Genomic DNA, 25866 nt, shown 5'->3' with positions numbered 1-25866 from the left:
CGACCTACTGAGCAGGTGCGGTGTCGTCCACCGGCCTGGCGGGTGGTGCGGTGGCTGGGTCCAGAAAGCAAGACTCTGGCATGCCGACCGGGGTAAAGGACGAGCAGCATCCGCCCGTCGTGCAGCGGTAGTTACTTGCTTTGGAGTTTCCCGATAGCTGCGAGGCAGTCTCGGGCGAGGCGTACGCGACCAAGTTCACCAGTAATAGCGAGACTAGCACCGCACCCATAATGGACACCGCGACATGCAGTCGCGTGGTGCGGCGTGGTTCGTTGCCGATGAGCAACTCGGTCGATTGCCGGGGGGTGCTGTCGTGCATGCGGTCGCTAAGGGAAATGTGGTTTTCACTATCGGCTAGGTCAAAGCTACGGAGTAGCCCTCGCTCTACGATAGTGTACGCACCAAAGTCGCTTAGCGATCGAAGATTGTCTTGAAGCTGTACCAAGTAGCCTGGCGGCCGGCACGAGCGATCGAGGTGGTCAGCGGGATTTCTTTGGGGCAGACCGACACGCAGTTTTGCGAGTTGCCGCAGACCTGGATGCCGCCGGCCGAGGTCAACGCTTCCAGACGCTGGTCGGAAATCATGCCGCCAGTTGTGTGATCGTTGAACAGTATCGCCTGGCTGATGGGAGCGGCTCCCAGGAACTTGCCTTGTTCGGCTTCGGTCTGGCGTGCCTCGTGCTCTTCGATCGATTCGTTTGGACGGCGAGTCGCTTCGACCTTCAGGTATTGGGGGCAGGCTTCCACGCAGCAACCGCAAGTCATGCATTCCGACAGGGGATAGCGTTGTTCTTGCGACTCTTGAGATTCCTTGGGACCTGCACCGCGATCGTAGTAATCGTCGACAGGCACCCAGGCTTTCACGCGTTCCAGAGCACGGAACATGCGACCGCGGTCGACCATCAGGTCGCGAACCACGGGGAACTTGGTCATTGGTTGCAGCTCGATTTCGCCATCATGCTCTTCGAGCAAGCGGTCGACCAGGGCCGAGCACGACTGCCGAACGCGGCCGTTGATCACCATGGTGCAGGCGCCGCAGACTTCTTCCAGGCAGTTGCAGTCCCAGGCGACTGGCGTGGTTTCTTTGCCTTCGGCGGTGCGAGCCATCGTGGCAATTTTTTGCAGCACGCTAATGACGTTCAGGTTGGGCTCGTAGGGAATACGAAACGTTTCCCAGTAGCTCTGCTGACCGGGACCGGCCTGGCGGAGAATGCGGACGTCGAATGATTGCCGCTGGGTGGCGGAAGCTGTCATGGCGAGCCTTCAGGACAATTGGCGTAATCTTGGGCGTGTATAGGAAATTGTAGGACGCGGTATGGTAGCCGCCAAGCTTAATCGGGGCGGACCTTAGCTCGAGGCCCCAGCCGGTTCGGCTTGCGAGGCTTTTTGCTGGCGTTCCTTCCAAACCTGTTCGATAATGTCGCCACCGACGATGCCGTACAGGCGTGGACGGGGCGGAATGAGCGAGGTATCGACATCTTCATAGCTCAGTGTCGGATCGCCCTTCGAATCGAAGGTGGCAATCGTCGACTTCAGCCACTTCTTGTTCTTGGCGTCGAACTTGTCGCACCAGGCTTCGGCTTGTTGACGACGCTCGGCTGGGTCTTCCGACTCGATGCCGGGCATGTCGAACTCGGGCTTGTAGTGGGCACCGCGGCATTCGTCGCGAGCCAGGGCTCCTTGGAGCAGGGCCTTCGCCAGCGGGAACATGTCGAGCAAGCTCTTGGTGAACATCACGTTCTGGTTGGTCCAGGTGCCGGTGTCCGACAGCGAGCAGTTCCTTGCCCGTTCGTGCAGTTCGTAGATCTTGTCGACCGCGGATTGCAGTTGATCGTTGCGACGTACCACCGTGGCGGCCTTGGTCATTTCCTGACCAAGCTCTTGGTGGATGACGTAAGGATTCTCGCCGCCGGCGGGGCGGTCGAGCAGTTGCTTGTGTTCCATTTCCTTCTTGGAACGCTCCGCACGCATCAGCAAGTCGAACTGCTCATCGCCGGCCGAAGCACCCAGCGAGGCGAGGTCGGTCGCGATGCAGGGGCCGACAAACAGGCCGGTGAAGATGCACGACAGCAGCGAGTTGGCACCCAGGCGGTTACCGCCGTGGTACTGGTAATCGCATTCGCCGATGGCGTAGAGACCAGGGATGTTGGTCACGTGGTTACGCGGCGACGTGGGATTCAATCCACCCGCAGCGGTACGCTCGTAGTCGGCCCACAGACCGCCCATCGAGTAGTGCACCGCGGGAAAGATCTTCATCGGCTGGTCGCGGGGGTCGACGCCTTGGAACTTCTCGTAGATGTGAAGGATACCGCCGAGTTTGCGGTCGAGTTCTTCCCGCGGAATGTGGGTCAGGTCGAGGTAGACGCACTGCTTGTCGCCTTCGACGCTCAGGCCTTCATTCACGCAGACATTGAAGATCTCGCGGGTCGCGATATCGCGAGGCACCAAGTTGCCGTACTTAGGATACCGCTCTTCGAGGAAGTAGTAACGCTCTTCTTCGGGAATGTCGCGGGGAAGACGCGAGTCTTGAGGAGTGCGTGGAACCCATACGCGGCCACCTTCGCCGCGGGCACTTTCGCTCATCAAGCGAAGCTTGTCGGCACCGGGAATCGCGGTGGGATGCACCTGAATGAACTCGCCATTGGCGTACTTCGCACCGTACTGCACGCTACGGCTGGCAGCGCTACCGGTGCAGGCCATGCTCATCGTGCTACGGCCAAACAGCAAACCACAACCACCGGTGGCAAGCACCACCGAGTCGGCTGGGAACGCCCGAATTTCCATGGTCACCAGGTTTTGGGCCGTCGCTCCACGGCAGCGACCTTCGTCGTCGACGATCGGTCCCAGGTAGTCCCAACCTTCGTAGATTTCGACCTTACCTTCGGCATGGCAGCGACGCACCTGTTCGTCCAGGGCGTAGAGCAGCTGCTGACCGGTGGTCGCCCCGGCAAAAGCGGTTCGTTTGAAGAGCGTACCACCGAACCGGCGTTGATCGCGATAGCCTTCCACGGTGCGGTTGAACGGCACGCCCAGGCGGTCCATCAGGTCGATGATCCGTGGGGCCCAGTCGGCCATTTCCTTCACTGGCGGCTGATGCTGCAGGAAGTCGCCACCGTAAACGGTATCGTCGAAGTGCAGATACTCACTGTCGCCGAGCTGGCGAGTGGTGTCGTTCACACTGTTGATACCGCCTTGGGCACAGGCGCTGTGCGAGCGTTTTACCGGCACCAGGCTAAGCAGGTCGACGGCAATGTCCAGCTCGGCAAGTTTCATGGCGGCTGCCAGACCGGCAAGACCACCACCTACGACGAGGACACGTTGCTTGGCCATTTTGGTTTACTCTCCGCTCGTTGAGGTTGGTTCCGACTCGCCCACTTCCACGCTCGGAAGGCTCAGCGTTTCCGCTTCCTCCCGCAGCTCGCCTTCGTACCGCTTGTGCTCGTTCGCAGGAATCAGGCCGTCTTCGACTTTGGCCTCGTACATGCGATCTTCCACTTGCAGGGCTTCTACCGGATCGATTTGGCGGGCACCCCAGATGGCTCCCAGGCCAACAACCGATAGCACCACGAACGCACCCAGGCAGACCTTCAAGGCGCGGGCCTGAGCTTCGGGGCGGGTCCAGATACCCCAGGTGATGCCTGCGGTCCAGATGCCGTTGAAGAAGTGGAAGGCAGCCGACAGCACGCCGAGGGCGTAGAGCAGGGCGATCAGCGTATTGCTAAGTGCCATGCTCAAGGTAGACGATGCATTGTAGGGCGAGAAGACGTGTCCGCCCCATCGCTCGGCCAAGTGCAGCCAGGCGTCGAAATGGAACCAGCCATGCATGTGGAACACATGGTACAGGATGAAGAAGAACAGGTAGAGCGCGGTGATGCGTTGTACCGTGTACCGCCAGTTTGCTTCGTAGGGGTAGTTCTTATTATTGGGCAGCATGCCCATGGTCATTCCCAGACCGACGATCATGTGGAACAAGATCGGCGCGAAGAGCAGGGTCCATTCCACGAGCGGCAGGATGCTGCCAGGCATGTGGATAAAGTGGACCATGTTCTGGAACGCTCCAGGACCTCCCAGCACGCTTGCGTTTACCAATAAATGGAAACAAACGAAGCCGCCGAAGAAGATACCGGTCAGCGAATGAAGTCGACGAATCAGAAATTCGTGACGAACTAAGAACGACGGCTCAGTTGCAGCCACCGTAGCACCTCGTGGGTTTAATGCCAGACGTGTCCGCGACAGGTAACTTTGCCAGACGATGCTTTGGAGTTACCCAGATCGCGAGTTAGCACAACTCGTGTACAGGCTAGTATAGAGCCAAGGGCTCGCGCCGCAAGGTGAGGGGGCCTCATCCAAGCGACAGTTGCACGAATACGAAGCGCCTGTTTCGGCGCGATTCGAGCGGGTTGCTAGCCACGATTTTTGAAACCTTCCGTAGTGTTTATTGTCGCACTACTGGGTAATGCTCGCCCGCTTCTCGCGATAGCGATTCGCCAGCTCTGCCTGTCCTTGTTGCTCGAGGGCTGGGATCAGCAGATCGTAGGCATCCACGTACTGCTCATCCACCTGAATGGCATTGGTGTACGATTGGATAGCGTTGGCGTTCTCGCCAAGGTTCTGTTGGCAAAGTCCACGCTTGAAGTAGTATACCGCCCCGGAAGGTTGCAGGCGGATGCACTCGTTGAAGCTTTCGATCGCCGAAACGTAATCGCCAAGTTGAAAGTAAGCGTGCGCCCGATTCAGGTACGCATCGAGATAGCGATTGCTATAGGAGATGGCTTTGTTGTACGAACGAATTGCTTCGCGATACTCACCCATCTGGGCGTAGACCATGCCTTCCCACAGGTAAGCGCGGGCGTCGCCGTAGTTGAGGGTTTCGGTGTCGGTCAGGTCGCGCAGTGCCAGGTTGTTCTCGCCCATCTTGGCGAAGCAGATCGCGCGACGAAAATAGGCCTCGCCCATTTCGGGGTTCAGGTCGATCGCATCGGTGAATGCTTTGATCGCTTTGCCGTACTCTTTGAGCAACCGATGATTCACGCCTTGGCGGAAGTAAGTGGCCGCACGCGTGGCGTCGAAGTTCTCGGTCTCGGGCAGCAGGCCAAGCAAGGTATCGCAAGTTTCAATGCTACCGAGGTAAGCCTTTTCGGCTTCTGCGGTATCGGTTTCCGCTTTGCCTTTTTCTTCGTATACCAAAGCCAGCGTCAGGTAGGCTTGGGCGAACGGAATGTCTTCCATGCCTTCTTCCGGCACGTACTTTTCGATCGCGGTCTCTAAGTTATCGATGGCGGGACCAAAGTCTTCGTCGGCGATGTAGATGGTCGCCAACGTCACGTAACTCAAGTGATCGTCAGGATCAAGCGAAATGGCTTTCTCGAGATCGGCCGTGGCTTCCTCGATCTTGCTCATGCCCGCGTACGCGGTGCCGCGCAGGCGAAGCGCTTCAGCGTCGTCAGGATTTGCTTCCAGGTACTCGGTAAGCAATGGTTCCGCCTGCTGAGCAGCACCAGGCGCGAATTGGGCCGACAACGCATACGCCTTACCGAGGGCAAACGAATACTCAAGGTTCGAGCGGTCGGCTTCGTAAGCGGCTTGTAGGTCGGGCAGGGCGGTGCCGATGAACTGGTTGCCCAGGTCCATGTACATTAACCCGCGATAGTATTGAGTTTCGGCTCGCAGGGCCTTCAGTTGTTCCGAAGAACCGTTGGTGAAGTCCATCGCCTGCTTGAAGTCTTTCATCGCGTCCTGAGGAAGTTCCAGGGCGGCGAAAGCACGGGCGCGACCAATGTAAGGTCGTGGGTCGATGTTTGAAGCAGCAATCGCTTCGGTAAAGGCGTCACGGGCCCCTTCGTAATTCTCTTGCTCCAAGGCGTCGTAACCTTCGGAGATCGCCGAGTCCACGGCGTCCTGCAAGCCATCCTGTGCCTGAGCGACCGTGCTCATCAGTAACAAACTGGCTGCGATCGTTGCCAGGATACGGGACAAGTGCAGGAATTGCGTCTTAGCCATGTTTAGTCACCTTGAAGTGGATTCGCCGTGTGTGTGTTTGGTGGGGCAGGATGGCTGGGCGCGACCCAGCCAGTCGGCGGAGCTATGAATCGTTCACGAACCCCCGAAACATCGGCTCTCGGGGGGCATGGAGTTACGCAGGGTTATCGGGTGCGCAATGGCACCTGTGGTATGTATCGTGCAATACCCTAGGGAGAGCGTCAGCGAGATTTGAGCCGCTCCAGAGGATTGCTAGCTAAAATAGTACGGTAGATACGAATACGCGGGTAACACCGCCAAAGTTCACGGTTTTCCGATGCTATCTACCAGCTGGCATTTGGCAACCTATGCGGGCGCAGGGAGCTTTGTTTGATTCTGGAAGCCAGTCGATCCGAAAGGGGTAACACGCATCCACGAATTCCAGGGAGGGAACACCGTGCGCAGTTGTTTGACAGTTTTATGCGCTTTGCTTATCGCCTCGAATGCTCTGGGGCAACCGCTCGAAATGCCCACCGAGGTGTCCGGTCCCCCGGCCATGCTCGATGCTCCGCAGCCGCTCACGTTGGAAGAGGCCGAATCGATTGCGATTGCGTCGCACCCGGCCATTGCCGAGCAGCAGGCCATGATCCGCGCTGCCCGAGGCGAATGCTTGCAGGTGGGGCTCGCGCCGAATCCTACGGCTGGCTACACCGCTTCGGAAGTCGGCAACGAAGGCAACGCGGGCCAGCAAGGTCTGTACGTCGGGCAGCAGTTTATCCGTGGCAACAAACTGCAGCTCAACCGTCAGGTGGCCTCGCAGCAAGTGCACGTGCTCGAGCAGCAGCTCACCGCCGAGATGCTGCGCGTTCGCACTCGCGTGCGGATTGCCTTGTACAAAGTGCTGCTCACGCAGCGCCAGGTCGATCTGACCACCGGGCTGGTCGACGTCAGCAAGCAAGCGGCCAAGACCGTGAGCGACCTGTTCGACGCCAAAGAAGCCCGCCGGCTCGACGTCCTGCAGGCCCAGATTGAATCGGATCGCATCCTGGTGAAGCTTCGCCAGGCCGAAGCGAATCGCGACGCTGCCTGGCGCGAGCTGGCCGTGGCCATGGGGCAACCGACCACAGCGCGTCGCGACGTGCAGGCCGATCTCGAATCGCTCGGCTGGGCGTACGACTGGGATACCTCGCGGCAAATGTTGCTCGAGGGGAGTCCCGAGCTGGCTGCGTTGATGATGGATGTCGAGCGGGCGCGGGCGGCCGTGGCCCGGGCGTGTGCCGAGCCAATCTCCGACGTCAGCGCCCAAGTGTCGGTTCAGTACGACGACTCGACCGAAGACACCGTGACTGGCATCCAAGTCGGCATGCCGATTCCGATCTGGAATCGTAACCAGGGTGGCATCGCCAAGGCTCGCAACGAGCTGACCGCCGCGCAGCGCCGGCTCGAAGCGTACGAGCTGCAGCTCACCAGCCAGTTGGCCGAGAAGCTCCGCCAGTACTCGGCCGCCAAGGCCCAGGCCGATGCGTATCGAGGGGGCATCCTGCAGCGGGCCGAAGAGAACCTGTCGCTCACCCGCGAAAGCTATCAGGCGGGCGAGTCGAACTATCTGGAGCTGCTCACCGTGCAGCGAACCTACTTCGAGTCGAATCTCGATTACCTCGGCAGCCTGGGCGAAGTGAACCGCAGTGTGCAGCTGCTAAACGGTTTCTTGCTGGGCGAACCGACAGAATGATCGCGCGCTAGCCGTCGCCCCGGCCATGCTAATGCTCTGCTGAATAGGATGACGCCGCGATGAGGTGACCGCCTGCGCGCACTCTATCTCTACGTTCGGCTTCTGGTGGTAGAAGTGGTGCAGTCATAAGCCACCCATCCAAGGGGTGGTTGGGTAGCGCGCGTGATCGTCGGACCTTCTCGATAACGAATTCCCCTTACTCGTCGCCACGTTGATTCTCGGGGGGGCTGCTCATCTCACCCTTCCAAGAGTTCCTGCTCCGCCCCGGCGTGTCCGGAACTTCCCTCGCCACAAGCTCATCGATCAACAATTCACCGATCTGGGGGAGCACGAGTGGCGTGAACAACGACTGTGTCGGATGTCGTGACCAGGCGTAGCGGTGGTGCCCCTCTGTGTAGGGGGGAGTACTGATGGAGATGTGCTCTGTTTAGTCGTAGTGTAATGCATCTAGCAAAAGCGCATTGACTGGGTGGTAATTCAAACCTACGGTTTTGTGCCGCAACGATTGGTTGCGGGAACTTCTGAATCAAGACAAAGAGCGATTGGATGCCGACCCGGCCCGGTAGGTGGACGGCCGCGTTGGATCCCCGTTCTTGCGCCCACTTTCTGCCACCATTGAGGGGACTCTGTTCGTGTCTGAAGAATACCAACCCATTGAGGGTTTGGGCCGCACAGACGATAGCACGCAGTATCTAACTTTCACGCTCCAAGAAGAGCAGTACGGAATAGAGATTCTTTGGGTCCAGGAGATCAAAGGACACACCAAAGTCACTCCTATTCCCAATGCCCCGCACTATCTGTGCGGAGTGGTTAACCTTCGTGGAACCGTTGTTCCTGTGATCGATCTGCGCGCTCGTTTCTCGATGCCTGAAAAACCATACGACCAATTCACCTGCATCATCGTGGTGAATGTAAATGGGCGAGTCGGCGGATTGGTCGTCGACACCGTGTCGGATGTATTGAACATCGCTACGGATTCGATTGCCGCTCCCCCCGACTTGGCGTCCACAAAAGAACAGTCATGCATTACTGGTTTGGGAAAGATGGACGACCGGATCGTGCTGCTGTTGGATGCGGAGCGAGTGTTCGAGAAACAGGACTTCGATTGTGCTGTCGTTGCTGCTTAATGCGAAATCTTATTCATCATTTGATAAACCAAACGCGTCGATAGACGCAGAAAGTATTTGTTTCAATGGCCTGGTTCAAACAACTAAGCGTGGGGGCAAAGCTATTTGCTGCATTCTCCTCGCTGCTGATACTGATGATTGTCATGGGGTTGGTAGCCATCTCCAAGCTATCGACACTCAACGCCAACGTAGAAGCACTGACTTATAAATGGATTCCCTCTCGTGCGCAGGCGAATCTGCTAAGCACGAACACCTCGAACCATCGGGTCTACACGTTCAAACTGTGCATGGTGGAGACCGATGAAGAAATCACCACGTGCAAGAAAGCGCTGGACGAGTGTGCCCAGAAACTGAATGCCAGTTATGAAGAACTGAGCGAACTGTGCTCGTCGGACGAGGAGCAAAAGAATGTTGATGCAATCGGGAGTCGCTTAACTAAGTATCTTGGCGAAAGCGATCGGATGATCACCTTCTTGGATGAAGGGGGCAAGAGCCAAGCGAAAGAGTTGTTGTTGGGAGGGTTGTTTGCAGCTCGTATGGATCTAGAAGACGCCATCAACGAAGTACTCGCATTCAATCGCGATGGTTGCAACTCCGAAGCAAGTGCGGGTATTGCCGCTTACACTTCTGCATTGATCGTGATCAGTATCGTGCTCGTTGTGAACTGCATCGCTGGTTTGGCGATGGCGGCATGGATTTCGCGTTGGTTTAGCGGTGCCATTCGCAAGGTCGAAACGATCTCCACTTCGGTCGCTTCAGCAGCACAGCAGCTCTCAGGAGCTTCGGATACGCTCAGTTCGGGCACGCAAGAGTCGGCTTCGAGTTTGGAGGAAACCGCCGCGAGCCTCGAGCAAATCACCGCGACCGTGCGGCAGAATGCCGACAATGCCGAGCAGGCGAATCAGCTGGCTAATAGCTCGCGAAAAACGGCCGAGCAGGGGGGCGAAGTCGTCTCCCACGCCGTGCAAGCGATGCAGGAAATCAGCGATTCGTCTCGCAAGATCGCAGACATCATTACCACGATCGACGAGATTGCCTTCCAAACCAACCTGCTTGCCTTGAACGCCGCGGTCGAAGCCGCCAGGGCTGGGGAGCAGGGACGCGGGTTTGCCGTCGTCGCTGACGAGGTTCGCAGCTTGGCCCAACGTTCCGGCACAGCCGCTCGGGAGATCAAAAGGTTGATCGAAGACTCTGTCGACAAAGTGAAAGCGGGGTCCGAACTGGTCAACAAGTCGGGCGAGACTCTGAGCGACATCGTGACGAGCGTCAAGCGAGTGACCGATATCGTTGCGGAAATCGCCGCAGCCAGCAGCGAACAGACCGCCGGTATCGAGCAGATCAACAAAGCGATCACGCAGATCGACCACGTGACTCAAGACAACGCTTCTCAAACGGAAGAGATGAGTTGCACGGCATCGTCGCTGTTGAACCAATCGCAACTTCTTCAGACCGTGGTCTCGCAGTTCAATCTTAGCAAGAACGAACCGACGGATGCCGCGATGCCTATAGCGACGGTCTCGGCGAAGTCGCCAAAGCGAGCCCCCATCTCCGAGCATCGCAGAAAGCCCCGCCCAGCCGTTACCAGGCCGATCGAACGCACACCAGTGGTCGATCACGTAGACGACATGGAACTGGTAGGCGTGGGAGCCGACTACGGCGCGTTCGAAGAGTTTTAATGGATGCGAGTCAATTCCCCCAGGCGGCGCACTTCGTCGCCTGGGGTTTTTTTGTTTGAGACCTTAGAACCAGCAGGCATCCAGTGCTGCCCAGCAGCCAGTGGCTTTGCACGAAAAGACAGGTGCTGCGGTGGATCAATTGTAGAGGGGCGCCGGAGTTCTCAAGCTTCTGGGCACAAACAGTCTCGAACGGAAGTCAGTGGAGCAATAACGAACGCGTGCGAGGTCACGCGATTCAACAATAGTCTTCCAGCTCAACCGTTTTTTGGGGGAATGGTGGGTAACCCTGCTCGCAAAGACTTGCGCAGCCGATCCATCGCCTCCAGCGGCTGCCGCAATCTGTGTTGTGTTCGGAGTAGCGACTGTCTTGAAAATCAAGTCTCCCGGGGGTCATTCCAGGTGGAATTTGTTTTAATCATGGCATTGAGTATCAGTAGTAGTTTTCGCATGCAGGCGGTAAGGGCGATCATTTTGGCTTTGCCTCGTTGCAGCAGCTGCTGGTAGTGCTCGCGAATGACTCGGTTATGCTTGGTCGCGACGAGAGTGGGCATGTAGAGCATCTTGCGTACGACCGCTCGGCCGCCGCCAATCATCCGCTTGCCTCGCAAGGTTCCGCTATCACGGTTAATCGGTGCCAGGCCTGCAAGACGTGACGCCTCGCCACGATTAAGCGATCCCAGCTCTGGCAAGTGAGCGATCAAGGCTGCGGCCGTCGTTGCCCCCACGCCAGGCACCGAGGTCAGCAGTGCCGAGCGTTCTCGAAACTGATCGTCGGCTTGTAATAGCTGTTGGATCTGTTGATCGAGCTGTTCAAGCTGTCGTTGGTAGAAGTCAATGGCTTCTTCAATCGACTGGCGCACCAAGTCATCGTGCTGTGTACCCAACCGGTTTTTCTCCCGCGTCAGAGCATCGCTCACTTGCTGCCGACGTGTCCGGAGGGAACCGAGTTTCCGCTCGTTTTCCGAGGGTTTTTTGGTCTTCTTGGGCTGCATCAGTACCGCATAACGAGCGATCACTAGCGCGTCGAGACGATCGGTCTTGGCAAGCTGGCCTTGAGTACGGGCGAAATCGCGAATCTGACGTGGGTTGGCGATACTCACCACGATCCCTTGCTCACGAAGGAAGTCGGCTAACATTCGTTCGTAGCCTCCTGTCGCTTCGAGGCAGGCATGGGTTACCTGATGCTGAGCGAGAAACTGCTGAAGTTGCTGGCATCCCTCTTGGTCGGCAGGGAAGTGATGCACCTGGGTTTGCCCGGCAACGACCACGTCCCAATGATGCTTGGCAACATCAACCCCAATCCAAGTACTTTGCAAACTGTTTTCCATCGGTTACCCTTCCTTGCTTATACGAGCTTGTTGATGAGACAGCTCCGGCGACTGTTCGGGCTACTTCGACAGGCGGCCGACCGGCGATCCAGCTACAATTTCGGTCTCGTGAGGACCCAGGAGGGCACGATCTACCGGCGGCCGCCGTCTTCTGCTACGTTCGCTGCGCTCACTCCGCAGAAGACGGCTCGGTTATTGATACCAACCTTTCTGCAAGATACAAGGAGGGTGATGACTCGACAGAGTTCTCTGCTTCGTGGTAAGAATGGGTACGGATCATCCGTGTTTCGTACGTATCAGTTGCATGGGAACCCTCGATGAAACATTGCTTTGCTGTTTGCATCTGCTTGTTCTCCTCGTTTGTCATGGCTGTTGCCCAGGAGGGGGGCATAGTGGAGTCAGCTAGTCTCGACTGCAACCCCTTCTCCGAGAAACCCTTAGGCATCCTCTTAACTAAGCGGTAGCTGTTGCACCTAACCCCTGCACGCCACCCTGCATGAATCCAGACCTTGGTGGTTTCTACATAGGAGGTTCACTGCAAAGATGTTTTGCATGCTTGTCACAGCTATAGTAGAATGTCAAGTAATTGCACCCCTCTTGATAGACTACGGAATCTCTCCATGTTCAGGCTACTGATTCTCTTCCTTTTTGGATCACAGTCGATTCTTCAAAGTGCTTCTGCACAGAGTCAACTGCAGTTCAATCTGCTGAGCGATTTTGGGGATGGTACAACGCAGACGTTCGTCTCTGAATCGAATGACACAATATTGGCGGTACGCCTCGTGGTGTTTGGCCATGGCAACGCTGCGGATACAACGGTCGAAATTCGCGATCTGCTACCAGACGGAACGTTGGACTCAGAGATTCTTACCAGTGGAATGTTACTAGCGAGTGATGTACCGATAGATGCCCCTGATTGGCGTACGGTAGTGTTTGACGATCCGTTTGAGTTCACCCTGAACGAAGACTATGGGTTGGTAGTCAACCAATTTGGATCAGGGCCTACAGGCTACAACGACTACGGAGCCTTCATCGATGGTCGCGAGACCGGATATCAAGGCGGGAGTTTGCAGTTCCCACTCTACCCCGGTGATCAGCTAAAAGAGTACCGCCCAAGTGGTGATCTTGCGTTTTCATTTGTAGTTCCCGAGCCATCGTCAGCCGTGCTCATAGTACTATTTTCCGCCCCAACTTTAGTGGGCTGCTTATTCCGGGGCCCACGAGTATAAGGAATCGCCCTCCGTCAGATGCATCGGGGCTTCTCGCCTGCCAGATCAACCCCTTCTGCCACCTCCCAAGCGATTTCTCAAATCGCCACACTTTTCATTGGCAATTGGCCACCAGTGGTGTTCTAATGGACAGGTGATCGTTGGCTATCGGCTATCGGCTGTTTAGTGATTGGAGGTGATCGCGATGTGATGCTTGTCTTGAACTCGAACGACTAGCGACGCGCAGGCGATGGTTTGCTGGCGTGGGTGTTCGCTGCTGCGCGCGTTGGAAAAGCGTTGGTGGGGCTGCGTCGCTGGAAGCTTTATTGGCTCTAGGCTTTAGGCTGTAAGCGGTAGGCTGAGATCTTTCAGTCGCTGGAAGCTCCCTCAAGATGACAATCCGCATTCCGAAATCCCCAATCCGAAATTGCCCAACTCCCAACTCAAAATAGTTTCCCATGGGTGGGAATCTATTTTGGGCAACTATCACAGAGGTGTTGATGCAACACGTTACTGGTAAACGACTTGCGATAAGTGCGCAGCGGAAAAATAGATTCCCACTCGATGCGTTTTGGGAAATGGGATCTATTTGGGTGCGAAATCCACTGGTTTTGTAGCGTGGGCGGCGATTCAATTTTCCCATCGGTGGGAACATTGGGAATCTATTCGCGAACGACCCCGAGCCATCCGCCCCGGCAGGGGACATCTCACTCCCCCGCACGGCGGCCGAGTTGCCTGAGCCATATCGCTCACTGCCGAAGCTCAACCCCCTGGAGGCTCGCTTGCACAACGTAAACAAAAGCATAGAATACGGAGACGCCTGGGGCGGTAGCTCAGTTGGGAGAGCGCTGCGTTCGCAATGCAGAGGTCGAGGGTTCGACTCCCTTTCGCTCCACTTTATAAATCTCGCCGGTAGTCCTCGTCGACTCACCGGCGACTCTCACGTAAGCGGGCATCACACGAGACCACCGGCGCAAGCTTCGCCGATGGGGCAGATGCCTTCGGATGCCCAACGCTCTTGCCGGACGTGCTTCTCCAGCAGCATCGCCTGTAGACGCCGTGCAGAGTCGGCGAAGTGGACAAGCAGCCTCGCCGACTCCGTTGGCAATCGGAAATCAACCATAGCAACCCAAGAAGGCGAGCTTCGCCCGCTTGGGTGCTACGACTGAAAGGAGCAACCAGTGACTGGCTGTGTGGTGCGATGCACTCGCTACTGCTTTGCCTTTTTGACAAACTCGTCGACGACATTCGACATATCGAACGACTTGCCGCCTTGTACCGGTGGGTACTCGGCTAGCGACTTGAGGTGAGCTTGCATGAGTTCGCCCATCGGCTGCATCAACCACGATACTTTTTGCATCAAATGGCCATAGGAGTCCGCACTATCGTAGCCTTCGTACGGGTCCATCCGGATGTTGAACACCAGCGGCGCGGTGCGCGGCACCACGTTCGCGTAGTAGTCCTCTTTGGTCGAGAAGTGGAACTTCCAGGGGCCCATCCGCACAGCAGTAAGTTTGCTTTCGTAGTAGTAGAAGATGTGGTCGCGGTTCGACGAATCGCTTTTGCCTGTCCAGTAGTCGAGATTGTTCACGCCATCGATGTACTGCTTTTCTTCCTCGCGAATCGTGGTAGCGATGTCGTCCATGCCGGCCGCAGCGGCCAGCGTGGTGAACAGGTCCTGATGCGCCTGGATGCCGTTGAGCCGGGTGCCGGCTGGGATGTGGCCTGGCCATTTCACGACACACGGCACACGCACTCCACCTTCGTAGGTGGTCATCTTCTCGCCCCGGAACGGAGTGGTCGCGCCGTGAGGCCAAGAGGAGTGTTCAGGACCATTATCGGTGGAGTAGACAATGATCGTGTTTTCGTCGAGGCCCATCTCTTTCAAGGCATCCAGCACAAGGCCGATATCATGATCATGCTGCAGCATGCCCGCCCCATGCACATCGCTCTCGCTGGTGATCTTCTCCACCTTGCGGAGCCACTCGTCATCGATGCGAGTGTAAAGGTGCATGCGGGTGGTGTTGAGCCATACGAAAAACGGTTCGTCCGCTTCTTTGGCCTTCTCGATAAACCCAAGCGCCTTGGGGATGACTTCACCAGCGTCGAAGTTCTTCATCCGCTCCTGAGTCAGCGGGCCGGTATCTTCGATCGTCTGCTTGCCAACCTTTCCAAAACGAGGGTCTTCCGTGGGGTCGTCGGTATCGGTCGCGAACGAATGAATCACACCACGAGTGCCAAACTTCTTCTCGTACGCTTCGAGGCTGCCCGAGTACTTCTCACCAAAGTTTTGGTAGTCACGTTGCTCGGCTTCTTCCTGAGTATTGAGATGGTAAAGATTGCCATAGAACTCATCGAATCCATGGGCAGTCGGAAGATGCTCGTTGCGGTCGCCCAGGTGATTCTTGCCGAAATGGCCGGTGCGGTAGCCTGCTTTTTTGAGATACTCAGCCAGGCAGGGCGATTCCGCTTGCAGCCCGAGGGTGTCGCCTGGCTGTCCAACGGTGGTCATGCCCGAACGAATGGGATACTGCCCGGTGATGAATGCAGACCGCCCCGCGGTGCAGGATGGCTGGGCGTAGTGATCAGTGAAGAGCACTCCGCCACGAGCGATGCTATCGATGTTCGGCGTCGTATAGCCCATGATGCCATTGCCGTAGCAACTGACATTTGACCAGCCGATGTCGTCGCCCCAGATGACGAGGATGTTCGGCTTGTCGTCACCTTGGCAGGTCGCCGAGCCAAACAGGAGAACCAAAAGAGCCAGGAAACCGGGTAAGCGTCGCATACTCGTACCTCCAGATCGCGGATTTGACGAATTGGAACAGGCCGCCCTTCAGATAAGCTAACGCACTGCTGGTTTAGGGGAACTTTCTCGCAGAGGTAGCAAGAAAAGTAAGCAAATCCCCCACTTTTTTCTAAGTAGATATGGCGCGTAGCAGCCATCCTTGTTAGTTAGGTTCTCCGGACAGAAGAAGCCACGATGAAGAACTCCTCGTGGCGAGGCTTTGGGCGACTGAGAACATGATGATGTTTGAAGGGAGCCCGAGGTCCACCCCTAAGGGATGGAGTGTTTTAGGGCGGTACGATTGCCGGTGCCCGACGGCAGTCGATTCTGCTCTTATACCCGACAGATCTCTGCGAATGAATTCAGGTGTTTCGCGTGGTCCACATCGCGAGCCTACGCCTTCGGCTGCGGGGCAAACGGTTTCTCCCATTGTCCCCTTTTTCGCTGGGAAATGGCCACCTGTGGTGTTCTAATGGACAGGTGGTGTGTTGTCCGTTGTTTGTGGTCAGTAGTCCGTTGTTGGAGGATGGAGAGATGTAACCGAGTGAACATTAAATCCACTGAAATATCTACCACACAAGCGCACTGTAGGAGCGGTCTCTGACCGCGATGGCCCTTGCGTAGGCGTTCGCTGCTGCGCGGTTGTTAAAGCTGTGGGCTTTAGGCTGTAAGCGATAGGCTAGATTTTTCAGTCGCTGGAAGCTCCTTCAAGACGACATTCCGCATTCCGAAATCCCCAATCCGAAATCCCTCAACTCCCAACCAAAATACTTTCCCACCCATGGGAATCTATTTTGGGCACTTTCCGTGGAGGTGTTGATGCAACTTCATAGCTACCAACGACTTGCGATAAGTGCGCACCGCAAAAATAGATTCCCACTCGATGCGTTTTGGGAAATGGGAATCTATTCGCACGCGAAAACCACTGGTTTTGTAGAGTGGGCGCGGATTCAATTTTCCCATCGGTGGGTAAATTGGGAATCTATTCGTCTCGTGCAAATGCAGCGTAGGATCGTGGGACAGGTTAGGCCAATCGAGCCACGCCTGGGCGCGGGAGCTGTGCTGGCTACTCGATGGGTTCCGGAACGGTCGGCAGCAGCAGTACGTCGTCTAGCTTCAGCGGATTCTCCAGCTCCGGCATGGGTTCCAGTGTTGGCTCTTCGAGTTCCAGCGGAGCGTTGGCTGGTTCGGGTTGGTCGGTGGGTAGCTGGGGGGCGTCGAGCCCTTCCACAGCATCGGTCGGAACCGGCTCCGGAGTGGTCGGCAGTTCGATCTCGCCGAGTGGGATCACGGCAACGATTTGTTCACGTTGCTGCGGGCAGTCCCAGCCGCCGCCGAGGGCGCGGTAGAGTTCGATCAGCGAGGCGGTTACTTCCCCTTCGGTGGTCGCCAGTTGGTCCTGGGCTTGGAGCAACGACCGCTGCGAGTCGAGCACTCGCTGGAAGTCGACGGTGCCGCGTTGGTACTGGGTAACCGCAAGCTCGACGGCCCGCTCGAGGGCCGCGACGCTATCGGCGAGCGCGGACTGACGTTTTTGCTGACGAGTGTAGTTGATCAACGCGTTGTCGACTTCCTCGGCTGCTTCGAGCACGGTTCGCTGGTAGGCGGCCACGTACTCGGTGGCCAGAGCGTCCTGCAAGCGAATGTTGCAACGAACCCGCCCGAAGTTGAGCAGGTTCCAACGCAGCGTGGGTCCCACGTTGGCCGAGATGCTGTTATCGGTAAACAGGTTGTTGACGCGTTGCGATTGCACGCCGAACGAGCCAGTGAGCGACAAGCTCGGGAACAGGTCGGCCTTGGCTGCCCCGATGCGAGCGACTTGTGCGACGAGGGTGTACTCGGCTTGGCGAATATCGGGGCGGCGACGCAGCAGGTCGGCCGGAATGCCGACTGCAACTTCGCCTGGCGGTTGAGGAATCGGCTGGCTGCCGGAGAGCAGCTCGTCGACATAGCCTGGTGCGCGACCGAGCAACACGCTCAACCGGTTGACCGCTTGTTGGTAGCCGATTTCGAGCGTAGGAATCTCGGCGCGAGTGGTTTCGACATTCGCTCGAGCCTGAGCGACGTCGAGTTCGCTGATCAGCTCGGCTTCGAATCGTTTTTGGGTGATCTCCAGGCTCCGCTGCTGAGCTTTGAGATTCTCCTGAGCGATCGCGAGCCGGCGCTGGAAGGCGCGAGCGTCGACGTAGTTTGTTGCAACCTCGGCGAGCATCAGCACCATGGTATCGCGATACGCCCAGACGCTGGCGCACACTTCGGCTCGGGCGGCTTGCACGTTGCGACGGAGTCGCCCGAAGATATCGATCTCCCAACTACCGTTGAGACCCATGGAGTATTGATCGAAGGTATCGTCGAACTGGAAGCCACCACCGCCGCCGTCGTCGCCCACGAGCTGGCCGGTGAGCCCGCCAGTAGTGGGTTGCTTCTGAAAGTTGTAGGCCGTCTCGCCATCGAACTGAGGAAACAGATCGCCGCGTACGACGCAGCGTTGGTAGCGAGCCTGAGCAATGCGAAGTGCCGCTTCGCGGAGCGACAGGTTATTGTCGACCGCTTCGCTCATGAGTTGGTCGAGCGTGGAGTCGCCAAAACCGAGCCACCAGCAGGCTTCGGCTTGAAGCTCAGCGGTGGTGCTTTCGTCCGGGCGCCACTCCTGAGGGACCTCGGTGTGAGGGCGAAAGTAGTCGGGCCCTACGATACAGCCCGAAAGGCAGGCCGCAAGCGTACAGATAATAAGGTGAGCGCACAGACGCATAGCAACGACATCCTTGTCGTTCGTCCTGCTGGTAGCAGGCCGAGGTTAAATTAGCGCCAGTCAGATCGGGGGCTTTGACCGGATTTCGGATTGTGAACTTGTTTGATAGCCCTCGATGGCAGCCAAGGTAACTCGATAGATGTGCTCGGCAACTCGTTCGGCCGTTAGTTTTTCGTATTCACCCGTGGGGAACATGAACTTGTCGACTTCGGCTCCAACGCGGTAATGCATGCACTGCCCGATGACGGAGAGCACTAACAACCGACGTTCGGTGCCTGGAAAGCCTTTCGGTAAAAGAGCCTGTAATGTTTGCTCGAGAAAGTCGAATCGCGGTTTAACGAACGTTTTGAAGAACTGCGCTGTCGTTTCACTAGGGTCGGTCAGTTCGCGTGCTAGCAGCAAGTGATGTGGCTGATCCCTGCGTTCTCCCCCAAAGACAATGCCCATGGTTTGATGGATGAATTGCCTGAGTTTTTCTTGGGGGGTGCCGGTGGTTGGTATTTCGGTAAAAGGTTTGTCCTGCATCGCCAGGTGGTGGGCTTCGGTCACCGCCGCGGCATGGAGCGTACGTTTGTCCTCAAAGTAGTATTTCACCGCGTTTACGTTGAGCCCAGCGGTTTCGCAGATATCCCGCACCGTAGCCCCCTCGTAGCCTTTGGCCGCGAAGTGCTCGATAGCTGACTGCAGCAACCGTTGACGGGAATCCTGGCTCATTTCATACCAATCGGGCGAATCTCGATTGACCTTCAGAAAAAGGACGATACCATGGAATTAAACAGGTGTTTAATTTCTCGAAAGGGCTGTAATCAAAGGCCCTGCCAGTTAAACGCCTGTTTAAATTTAGGCTAAGAGCCGGTCGTCGAATAGTCAAGGCGACTCCCACCCGGAACCACGTTGGCCTTTCTCAAAAGGCTCCTTGCTCAGATGACCAGCAGCGATAAAAGTGCGCCTACCAGCAGGTGGTTCGAGATCTTGTTCCGAACCGCTGCGTCGATAGCTTTGCTGGCAGCCGGCGTCGGGGGCTGTTTGATGATGGGCAAGGTAGAGACCCACCGCGGTGCCGAACCTGAAGCTCCGGTGCCGATTGTCGAGGTGGCCGTTGCTCAGGAGCAAAACGATGGCATCCCCTTTTCGGTCGATGGCGTCGTGGTGCCTTACCGCCAGGTGGAGATCGCGGCCGAGGTGAGCGGACGCGTTGAGTACAAGGCCGACGAATGTCGCGGCGGCCGCACGGTTCGCCAGGGGCAATTGCTGCTGCGGATTGATTCGCGCAACTATCAACTAGAAGTCAATCGACTGCAGCAGGAACTGACGCAGGCCAAGGGAACGCTGGAGGAACTCGAAGTTCAAGTCGAGAACGCGAAAACGCAGATTGAGCTGGCCGCGGAAGACCTGAAGATTCGCCAACGCGAACTGAAACGCTATGCCGAAGTAAACGACCCCGGCGCGGTGTCGGGCGCGGAGGTTGATACCGCCCGCCGCAACGAGCTGTCGGCCCGCAATACGCTGGAGACCCAGCGTGACCGCCTGCAGGAGCTAGAGTCGACACGCACCCGCCTGGAGAGTGTCCGGGATTTGGTGCAGGTGAATCTCGACAAAGCCCAACTCGATCTCAAGCGATGCGAGATCTACGCACCGATCGAAGGTATCGTCGTAAGCGACGAGGTGGAGCAAGATGGCTACGTGCAGCAAGGCACGCCTGTGGTGGTGTTGCAAGACACCTCGCAGGTGGAAGTTGCTTGCAAGCTCTATATGTCGCAAATGAACTGGCTTTGGCAGTCGTCGAATCCCGCGGATGGCGACGCGGAGGGAGTCAGCGCGTTTGATTTCCCCGCGACTCCGGTCGAAGTGGTTTACGACCTGGGAGCGACCTCTTATGTATGGGATGGCGTGCTGCAGCGGTACGAAGCGGCTGGCATCGACGAACAAACTCGTATGGCACCTTGCCGAGTGCAGGTGAAGAACCCGCTCGAGGCTCGCCTGGAAGTCGACTCGCAGGCGGTCGAAGACGCCCCGCGGCGATCGTTGCCAACGCTTATGACCGGCATGTTTGTCGAAGTGCGAGTGCGGGCGACTCCCAACACCACCCTGGTGCGAATCCCTCAACAAGGTTTGCAGCCTGGTAATAAGGTATGGGTGGTGCGTGATGGCGAATTGGTGATTACCAACGTGCGACTGGCTGGTCGCGACGGAGAGGGAGCGGTGATTTACGGGGCGCAAGGAGGACCGATGCCGGGAGATCAGGTGATTGTCTCGCCGATGGCGGCCCCGCGCGAAGGCCAGCGAGTTGAGGTTCATAAAGACGCATGAAATCTCTAGTACGTTGGGCCATCGAGAACTCGCCAGGGCTGAACATCGTGATTATCGCGGTGTTCGTCGTCGGGTTCTTTTCGTTCTCAAGCTTGCGCCGCGAGTCGTTCCCCGAGTTCGATCTAGACATGATCCTGATCAGCGTGCCCTATCCCGGGGCCGCTCCCCAGGAGGTGGAGGAGGGAATCTGCCAGAAGATCGAAGAAGCGGTTCGCTCGCTCGAAGGTATTAAGAAGGTCACAGCGTCGGCCTCTGAAGGTTCTGGTAGCGTGGTCCTCGAACTCGAGACCGGCGGGCGGAGTCCCGATCGCGTGCTCGACGAAGTGCGTAGCGAGGTCGATCGCATACCGAGTTTTCCGCTCGAAGCCGAGGAGCCGGAGATTCGCCTGGTGACCGCGCGGCGGCCGGCCATTCGTATCGGCGTGCTTGGCCCAGACAAAGAGGGAGCCCAGGCCGAATTGGAACTTCGAGACATTGCCGAAGGTATTCGCAACGACCTGTTGCTCTATAACGAGATCTCGCAAGTCGACCTGACTGGTGCACGCGATTACCAGATCGACATCGAAATCGAAGAAGACACCCTTCGCTCGCACGGGCTGACCCTCAAGCAGGTGGCCGAAGTCATCGGGCGGGAGAATCGCGAGTTGCCGGCTGGTTCGATACGTGGTTCGTCGCAAGAAGTGCTGCTGCGGGGGAACAACCGCCGGACGACAGGAACCGAGATCGCCAAGCTGCCACTGGTGACTTCCTCGGGCGGGGCGGTGCTCACCGTGGGCGACTTGGGCAACGTGCGCGACGAGTTCGTCGATTCGGCATCGCTCAGCCGTGTGAACGGTCGCCCTGCATTGTTGCTTTCGGTGCAGCGGAGCATGAGCGAAGACCTGTTAAAGGCGGTCGATCAAGTCAAAGAGTACGTCGCCGACGCAAAACTGCCGGAAGGCTACGACCTAGTGACCTGGGCCGACGAGTCGGTTGAGGTACGAGGTCGACTTAATCTACTAATTAAGAACGGCTGGCAAGGTCTGGTGCTGGTGTTCTTGTTGCTGGTATTGTTCTTGGAATTGCGGCTCGCGTTCTGGGTAGCCATGGGCATTCCCTTTACGCTCATGGTTACCGGCACCTACCTGCTGGGTACCGATCAAACGCTCAACATGCTGTCGATGTTTGGCTTTCTCATGGCCTTAGGCATCGTAGTGGACGACGCGATCGTCGTAGGGGAGAACATCTACGCTCATCGGCAGATGGGCAAAAACACGCTGCAAGCAGCACTCGATGGAACCGTAGAAGTGATGCCATCGGTGTTTGCCTCGGTGCTCACCACGATTATTGCCTTTGCTCCGCTGTTGTTTGTGTCGGGCATCATGGGCAAGTTCATGGCGGTCATGCCGGTTGCGATTATCGCGATGCTCACCGCTTCGCTGATCGAAAGCGTGACCATTCTGCCGATGCACCTCGCGCATCGCGACAACCTGCTATTCAAAATCTTGCACGTAGTGTTCTACGTGTTTGCCTGGGTCGTACCGGTCGCCCACTGGCTCAACGCTCGGGCAACTAGTGCGCTTGAGTGGTACATCTCTCGCGTCTACGAACCAACGCTGGCCGTGGTGCTGCGTAACCGCACGATCTTTCTAGCGGGCTGTGTAGCCATGCTGATTTTCACCGCGGGGCTCGTGCGATCGGGGGTCACTCCGTTTGTGTTCTTCCCCAAATTGGATGGCAACACGCTACTCGCTTCGGTCAAGTTTCCCGATGGTACGCCCGAGCAGGTGACCGATCGCTGGACCAAGCACGTGGAAGACGCATTCTGGCGAGTCGCCAAGCGGTACGAGGAGCAAGGCGAGCCAATTGCCGAGTTGTCGTACCGGGTGGTCGGCGAGCAGGTCTCGGGCGGCGGTCCTGGAGCGGTTACCGCCAGCGGCGGCAGCGGAAGCCATGTCGGCAGTGTCGAAGTCGAACTACTACCCTCAGAGAAGCGAACCATCAAGGGCGAAGCGATTGCTGCAGCCTGGCGCGAGGAAGTCGGCGACGTGCCCGGCACCGAGGATCTGACCATCTCGTCGCGCGGCGGAGGACCTGCCGCCACGGCCATTGAGTTCAAGTTGCTCGCCGCGCCGGAGTATAAAGACGAGCTGGAGAATATGGTCGAACGGTGCAAGGAAGAGCTTGCCCGCTTCCCGGGAACCTACGCAGTGAACGACGACTCGCTGCCTGGCAAATGGGAGTATCGTTTCCGCATTCGCGAGGAAGCCGCCAGTCTCGGTGTGAAGACTTCGGACTTGGCCGAGACCGTGAGGGCGGCCTTCTATGGCGAAGAAGTGATGCGGGTGCAGCGTGGCCGCCACGAAGTGAAGATCATGGTGCGGTATCCCCGCGAAGAACGCCGCCAGTTGGCCAATTTTGACGAAATCCGGGTGCGATCCGACGATGGAATCGAACGCCCGATCAGCGAGTTGGCCGAGGTCGACATCGCCCGCGGTTACTCGGTGATCACGCGCATCGACCAGCTCCGCTGCATTACCGTGTCGTCCGACGTCGACGAAACGGCCGGCAACACTCGGCAAATCACTCAGGCGTTGCGGAGCAAAGTGGTGCCGGAACTCTCGGAAGAGTTTCCGCATGTGTCGGTGCGGTGGGAAGGTCAGCAGGAGCAAACCGCCGAATCGATCGGCAGCTTGTTCACCGGGTTTGGTGTCGCCGTACTGGCGATGTTCGTGTTGCTATCAATTGAGTTTAAGTCGTACTTCCAGCCCTTGATCATCCTGGTGATCATTCCCTTCGGCATCGTTGGAGTGGTGTTCGGGCACGCGTTGCAAGGCTTGCCTGTTACACTGTTCAGCATGTTCGGCCTGGTTGCCCTGACCGGTATCATCATCAACGACTCGATCGTGCTGGTCGATTTCATCAATCATCGCGTGCGGGAAGGCTTGCCGCTGAACGTGGCGGTGCACGAAGCAGGAGTGCGACGTTTTCGGCCTGTGCTGCTTACCACAGTGACTACGATTTGTGGTTTGCTACCGATCTTGCTCGAGACCTCGTTCCAAGCACAATTGCTCATTCCCATGGCAACCAGCATTGCGTTCGGCGAAATGGTCGCCACCGTGCTGGTGCTGTATCTGGTGCCAGTTTGTTACTCGGTGTACGGCACCCTATCGGGCATGGATCGTACGAATGTCGACTCAGACGATACCGAAGACCCTTTGTTGGAAGACTCGCCGGAGAGTCGCTACGCGCCCGAAGAGTGCGTTGCGTAGCCGATGCTGGGCGAGGGATTATTCGGCAGGTAGACCAAACGCGAAGACCAGCAAGCACAGAACCCCCACGGTAGAGAAGCCAGCCAGGTAAGTCTTGCGTTTGGGGAGATCGGACTGCTGCCAGGCAACTACCACGGCTACCACGCATTGCAGTAAGTAGTACAACGCGAACGCCCGCGAAGCGTAGGCGATGATGCGATTCACGTCGGTCGCCCAGGTGAGAGCGATGGTGATGGCCATGATGATCTGATACGCATATCGCACAGGGAGTCGGCTTCCGGTAAGGTCTTCGATCAATCCGCCAGCGCCCTCCTCATCGGCCACAGCCGCACTGAACTGGCTGCCGATCGCAGCGATCGAAATCAAAAAGGGGAGCACTAACGCAACTGGTTGTGTCATGTTGACTACCGCGGTGACATCGGTGCCAAGTTTGCTGCTCATCAACACGGTCGCCAACGCGATAAATACCACATAGATCGCCGCCGAAATCAACTGCGAGTTTCGCATAGTCACGATGCGCAGATCGGCAGGGTGTTCCTCGCCGAGGTAACGCGATGTTTCAAATCCTTGGACCACGATTAGCAAACCAAGCAGCACACGGATACTGTGCACGTTGAAATCCACTTGCATGTCAGGCAGATGCCAGGAACCTGCCATCGCAAGTTGACTGTTGTGTACCGCCAGGGCGACCAGCAAAGCAGCAATCATGCCGAGGTTCAGCGCGACTGCGTATTTCTCGAGCCGCTCAAGCATGCCGAGCCCACGCCAAGTGCCGACGCCACCAATCACGACCAACAACACGGTAGTGACCGTGTTCTCGGCAAATTGACTCCGCACATGAATCGCGTTGAGCAGAAACGCAGCCAGCAGCTGCAAGTAATAGGTCACCGAGATGAAATACGCCCCTGCCAGAACCATTCGCGAGAGAAAAGCTACCGACTGGGCAGCGCCGTGCCCGTTGTTTTCGATCGGCTCGAAATGGCGGATGTTGAAGCGGATGACCTCTCCCACCGCATAGGCAACTGCCAGCAGGACTGCCATGCAGAACACGGCCGAACTCCCCACCAGTCCACCTAACAACGGCGCACTAATAAGAAAGCCGCTGCCCATAATCGAGGCCAGCGGCGTGAGCGTGGCTTGCCACTCGTTGGAGCCGGCCAGTCGCTTCGAAAAAGCGAAATAGCCGGCCAGGCCAAGAGCGACCACAATGATAACTACATTCAGCATAGGCTCTATTCGTCGGAAACGATCCAGGCGTGGGCTTTGTCGAGGTCTGTTTGATCGAAGTACTTAATCTTAGCTCCTGTGAAGGGCTTGCAAAATACCGACATGCCTTCTTCCCACTTCGATTCGCCAACGATGGCCAACCGCTCAACATCGCTCCAGTGGGCGAAATCGAACTTTACATCCTCCCACAAAGCCCCGGCTGTCCAACCGTGGAAGTCGTGCATCTCAAAGAGAACCCGCAGCTTGCCGTGCTCTTTGATTTGTTGTTCGATGGCAGGGACAAACGTCTCGTAGTCTTCTTTGGTCAGTTTGCCAGTCGCTTTGACGTGCAAAATTTTGCCGGTCGCGACGATTTCGAGTTGGCTTAACATGACTCGCTCCTTTCAATGGAATCCAAATGAGTTTCCGTTCGGGTGCGCTTTGCAGCACTATAGGCAGTCTCTGGCCATTTGGCTCGGCACGATGCAGGAATGCCCTTTCGTTCTACGGCTAAACCGCCAAGGCAGGTT

General features: G+C 57.3%; 17 protein-coding genes and 1 tRNA gene. 7 read left to right on the top strand and 11 right to left on the bottom strand.

The window, feature by feature from the left end; translation table 11 throughout:
• Nucleotides 1-4: 4 nt before the first annotated feature.
• The 5 genes from Pan181_RS18570 to Pan181_RS18550 form a co-directional block, all read right to left on the bottom strand.
• On the bottom strand, nt 5-319 hold the full coding sequence (locus Pan181_RS18570; RefSeq protein ID WP_145248964.1) for a hypothetical protein: 315 nt from the start codon (nt 317-319) through the stop codon (nt 5-7).
• 92 nt (nt 320-411) lie between these two features.
• Nucleotides 412-1254, bottom strand: coding sequence for a succinate dehydrogenase iron-sulfur subunit (gene sdhB / locus Pan181_RS18565; protein ID WP_145248963.1), 843 nt, complete (start codon nt 1252-1254; stop codon nt 412-414).
• 93 nt (nt 1255-1347) lie between these two features.
• Nucleotides 1348-3330, bottom strand: coding sequence for a succinate dehydrogenase flavoprotein subunit (gene sdhA, locus Pan181_RS18560; protein ID WP_145248961.1), 1983 nt, complete (start codon nt 3328-3330; stop codon nt 1348-1350).
• Nucleotides 3331-3336: 6 nt separating this feature from the next.
• Nucleotides 3337-4194 carry a succinate dehydrogenase cytochrome b558 subunit gene (locus Pan181_RS18555; protein ID WP_145248959.1) on the bottom strand — a complete coding sequence of 286 codons (858 nt, stop codon included), beginning with the start codon at nt 4192-4194 and terminating at the stop codon, nt 3337-3339.
• Nucleotides 4195-4446: 252 nt separating this feature from the next.
• Nucleotides 4447-6000: a tetratricopeptide repeat protein gene (locus Pan181_RS18550; RefSeq protein ID WP_145248957.1), complete on the bottom strand. Its 1554-nt coding sequence runs from the start codon at nt 5998-6000 to the stop codon at nt 4447-4449.
• A gap of 496 nt (nt 6001-6496) precedes the next feature.
• On the opposite strand from Pan181_RS18550, the gene Pan181_RS18545 reads away from it, so the two are divergent.
• The 3 genes from Pan181_RS18545 to Pan181_RS26880 all read left to right on the top strand — a co-directional run bounded on the left by Pan181_RS18545 (nt 6497) and on the right by Pan181_RS26880 (nt 10493).
• Nucleotides 6497-7690 (top strand): TolC family protein, encoded by a 1194-nt coding sequence (locus Pan181_RS18545; RefSeq protein WP_231943636.1) that lies wholly within the window; start codon nt 6497-6499, stop codon nt 7688-7690.
• 566 nt (nt 7691-8256) lie between these two features.
• The gene (locus Pan181_RS18540) at nt 8257-8817 is read left to right on the top strand and encodes a chemotaxis protein CheW (RefSeq protein WP_197528498.1); all 561 of its coding nucleotides are present in this window, start codon (nt 8257-8259) and stop codon (nt 8815-8817) included.
• Between the two features lie 65 nt (nt 8818-8882).
• Nucleotides 8883-10493 carry a methyl-accepting chemotaxis protein gene (locus Pan181_RS26880; protein ID WP_315861132.1) on the top strand — a complete coding sequence of 537 codons (1611 nt, stop codon included), beginning with the start codon at nt 8883-8885 and terminating at the stop codon, nt 10491-10493.
• A 374-nt stretch (nt 10494-10867) separates the two neighbouring features.
• Here Pan181_RS26880 and Pan181_RS18530 read toward each other — a convergent pair whose 3' ends face one another.
• Nucleotides 10868-11821, bottom strand: a complete 954-nt coding sequence (locus Pan181_RS18530; RefSeq protein WP_145246082.1) for an IS110 family transposase — start codon at nt 11819-11821, stop codon at nt 10868-10870.
• Between the two features lie 620 nt (nt 11822-12441).
• Between Pan181_RS18530 and Pan181_RS18525 the strand changes: the two genes are divergently transcribed.
• On the top strand, nt 12442-13050 hold the full coding sequence (locus tag Pan181_RS18525; RefSeq protein ID WP_145248955.1) for a hypothetical protein: 609 nt from the start codon (nt 12442-12444) through the stop codon (nt 13048-13050).
• 801 nt (nt 13051-13851) lie between these two features.
• Nucleotides 13852-13924: transfer RNA gene (locus Pan181_RS18520), tRNA-Ala, on the top strand.
• Nucleotides 13925-14239: 315 nt separating this feature from the next.
• Here the strand turns inward: Pan181_RS18520 and Pan181_RS18515 are convergent.
• From Pan181_RS18515 to Pan181_RS18505, 3 genes are all read right to left on the bottom strand, one after another.
• Nucleotides 14240-15817 (bottom strand): arylsulfatase, encoded by a 1578-nt coding sequence (locus Pan181_RS18515; protein ID WP_145248954.1) that lies wholly within the window; start codon nt 15815-15817, stop codon nt 14240-14242.
• A gap of 1066 nt (nt 15818-16883) precedes the next feature.
• The gene (locus Pan181_RS18510; RefSeq protein WP_145248952.1) at nt 16884-18569 is read right to left on the bottom strand and encodes an efflux transporter outer membrane subunit; all 1686 of its coding nucleotides are present in this window, start codon (nt 18567-18569) and stop codon (nt 16884-16886) included.
• Nucleotides 18570-18629: 60 nt separating this feature from the next.
• Nucleotides 18630-19283, bottom strand: a complete 654-nt coding sequence (locus tag Pan181_RS18505; protein ID WP_145248950.1) for a TetR/AcrR family transcriptional regulator — start codon at nt 19281-19283, stop codon at nt 18630-18632.
• Between the two features lie 258 nt (nt 19284-19541).
• Here Pan181_RS18505 and Pan181_RS18500 point away from each other — a divergent pair, with 258 nt between their 5' ends.
• The gene (locus Pan181_RS18500; RefSeq protein WP_197528497.1) at nt 19542-20879 is read left to right on the top strand and encodes an efflux RND transporter periplasmic adaptor subunit; all 1338 of its coding nucleotides are present in this window, start codon (nt 19542-19544) and stop codon (nt 20877-20879) included.
• Complete coding sequence (locus tag Pan181_RS18495; protein WP_145248946.1) at nt 20876-24130, top strand: efflux RND transporter permease subunit; 3255 nt, start codon at nt 20876-20878, stop codon at nt 24128-24130. Before Pan181_RS18500 ends, Pan181_RS18495 begins: the two co-directional genes overlap by 4 nt.
• Nucleotides 24131-24148: 18 nt before the next feature.
• On the opposite strand, the gene Pan181_RS18490 is transcribed toward Pan181_RS18495, so the two are convergent.
• Together Pan181_RS18490 and Pan181_RS18485 are read right to left on the bottom strand one after the other, a co-directional pair.
• Entirely contained in the window at nt 24149-25357 is a 1209-nt protein-coding gene (locus Pan181_RS18490) for a hypothetical protein (RefSeq protein WP_145248944.1), read from the bottom strand.
• A gap of 5 nt (nt 25358-25362) precedes the next feature.
• Complete coding sequence (locus Pan181_RS18485; RefSeq protein WP_145248942.1) at nt 25363-25728, bottom strand: SpoIIAA family protein; 366 nt, start codon at nt 25726-25728, stop codon at nt 25363-25365.
• Nucleotides 25729-25866 lie beyond the last annotated feature (138 nt).

It is taken from the genome of Aeoliella mucimassa, assembly GCF_007748035.1.
GTDB classification, from domain to species: Bacteria; Planctomycetota; Planctomycetia; order Pirellulales; family Lacipirellulaceae; genus Aeoliella; species Aeoliella mucimassa.
The sequence above is the reverse complement of the archived record's forward strand: the minus strand, read 5'-3'. Positions and strand labels throughout refer to the sequence as shown.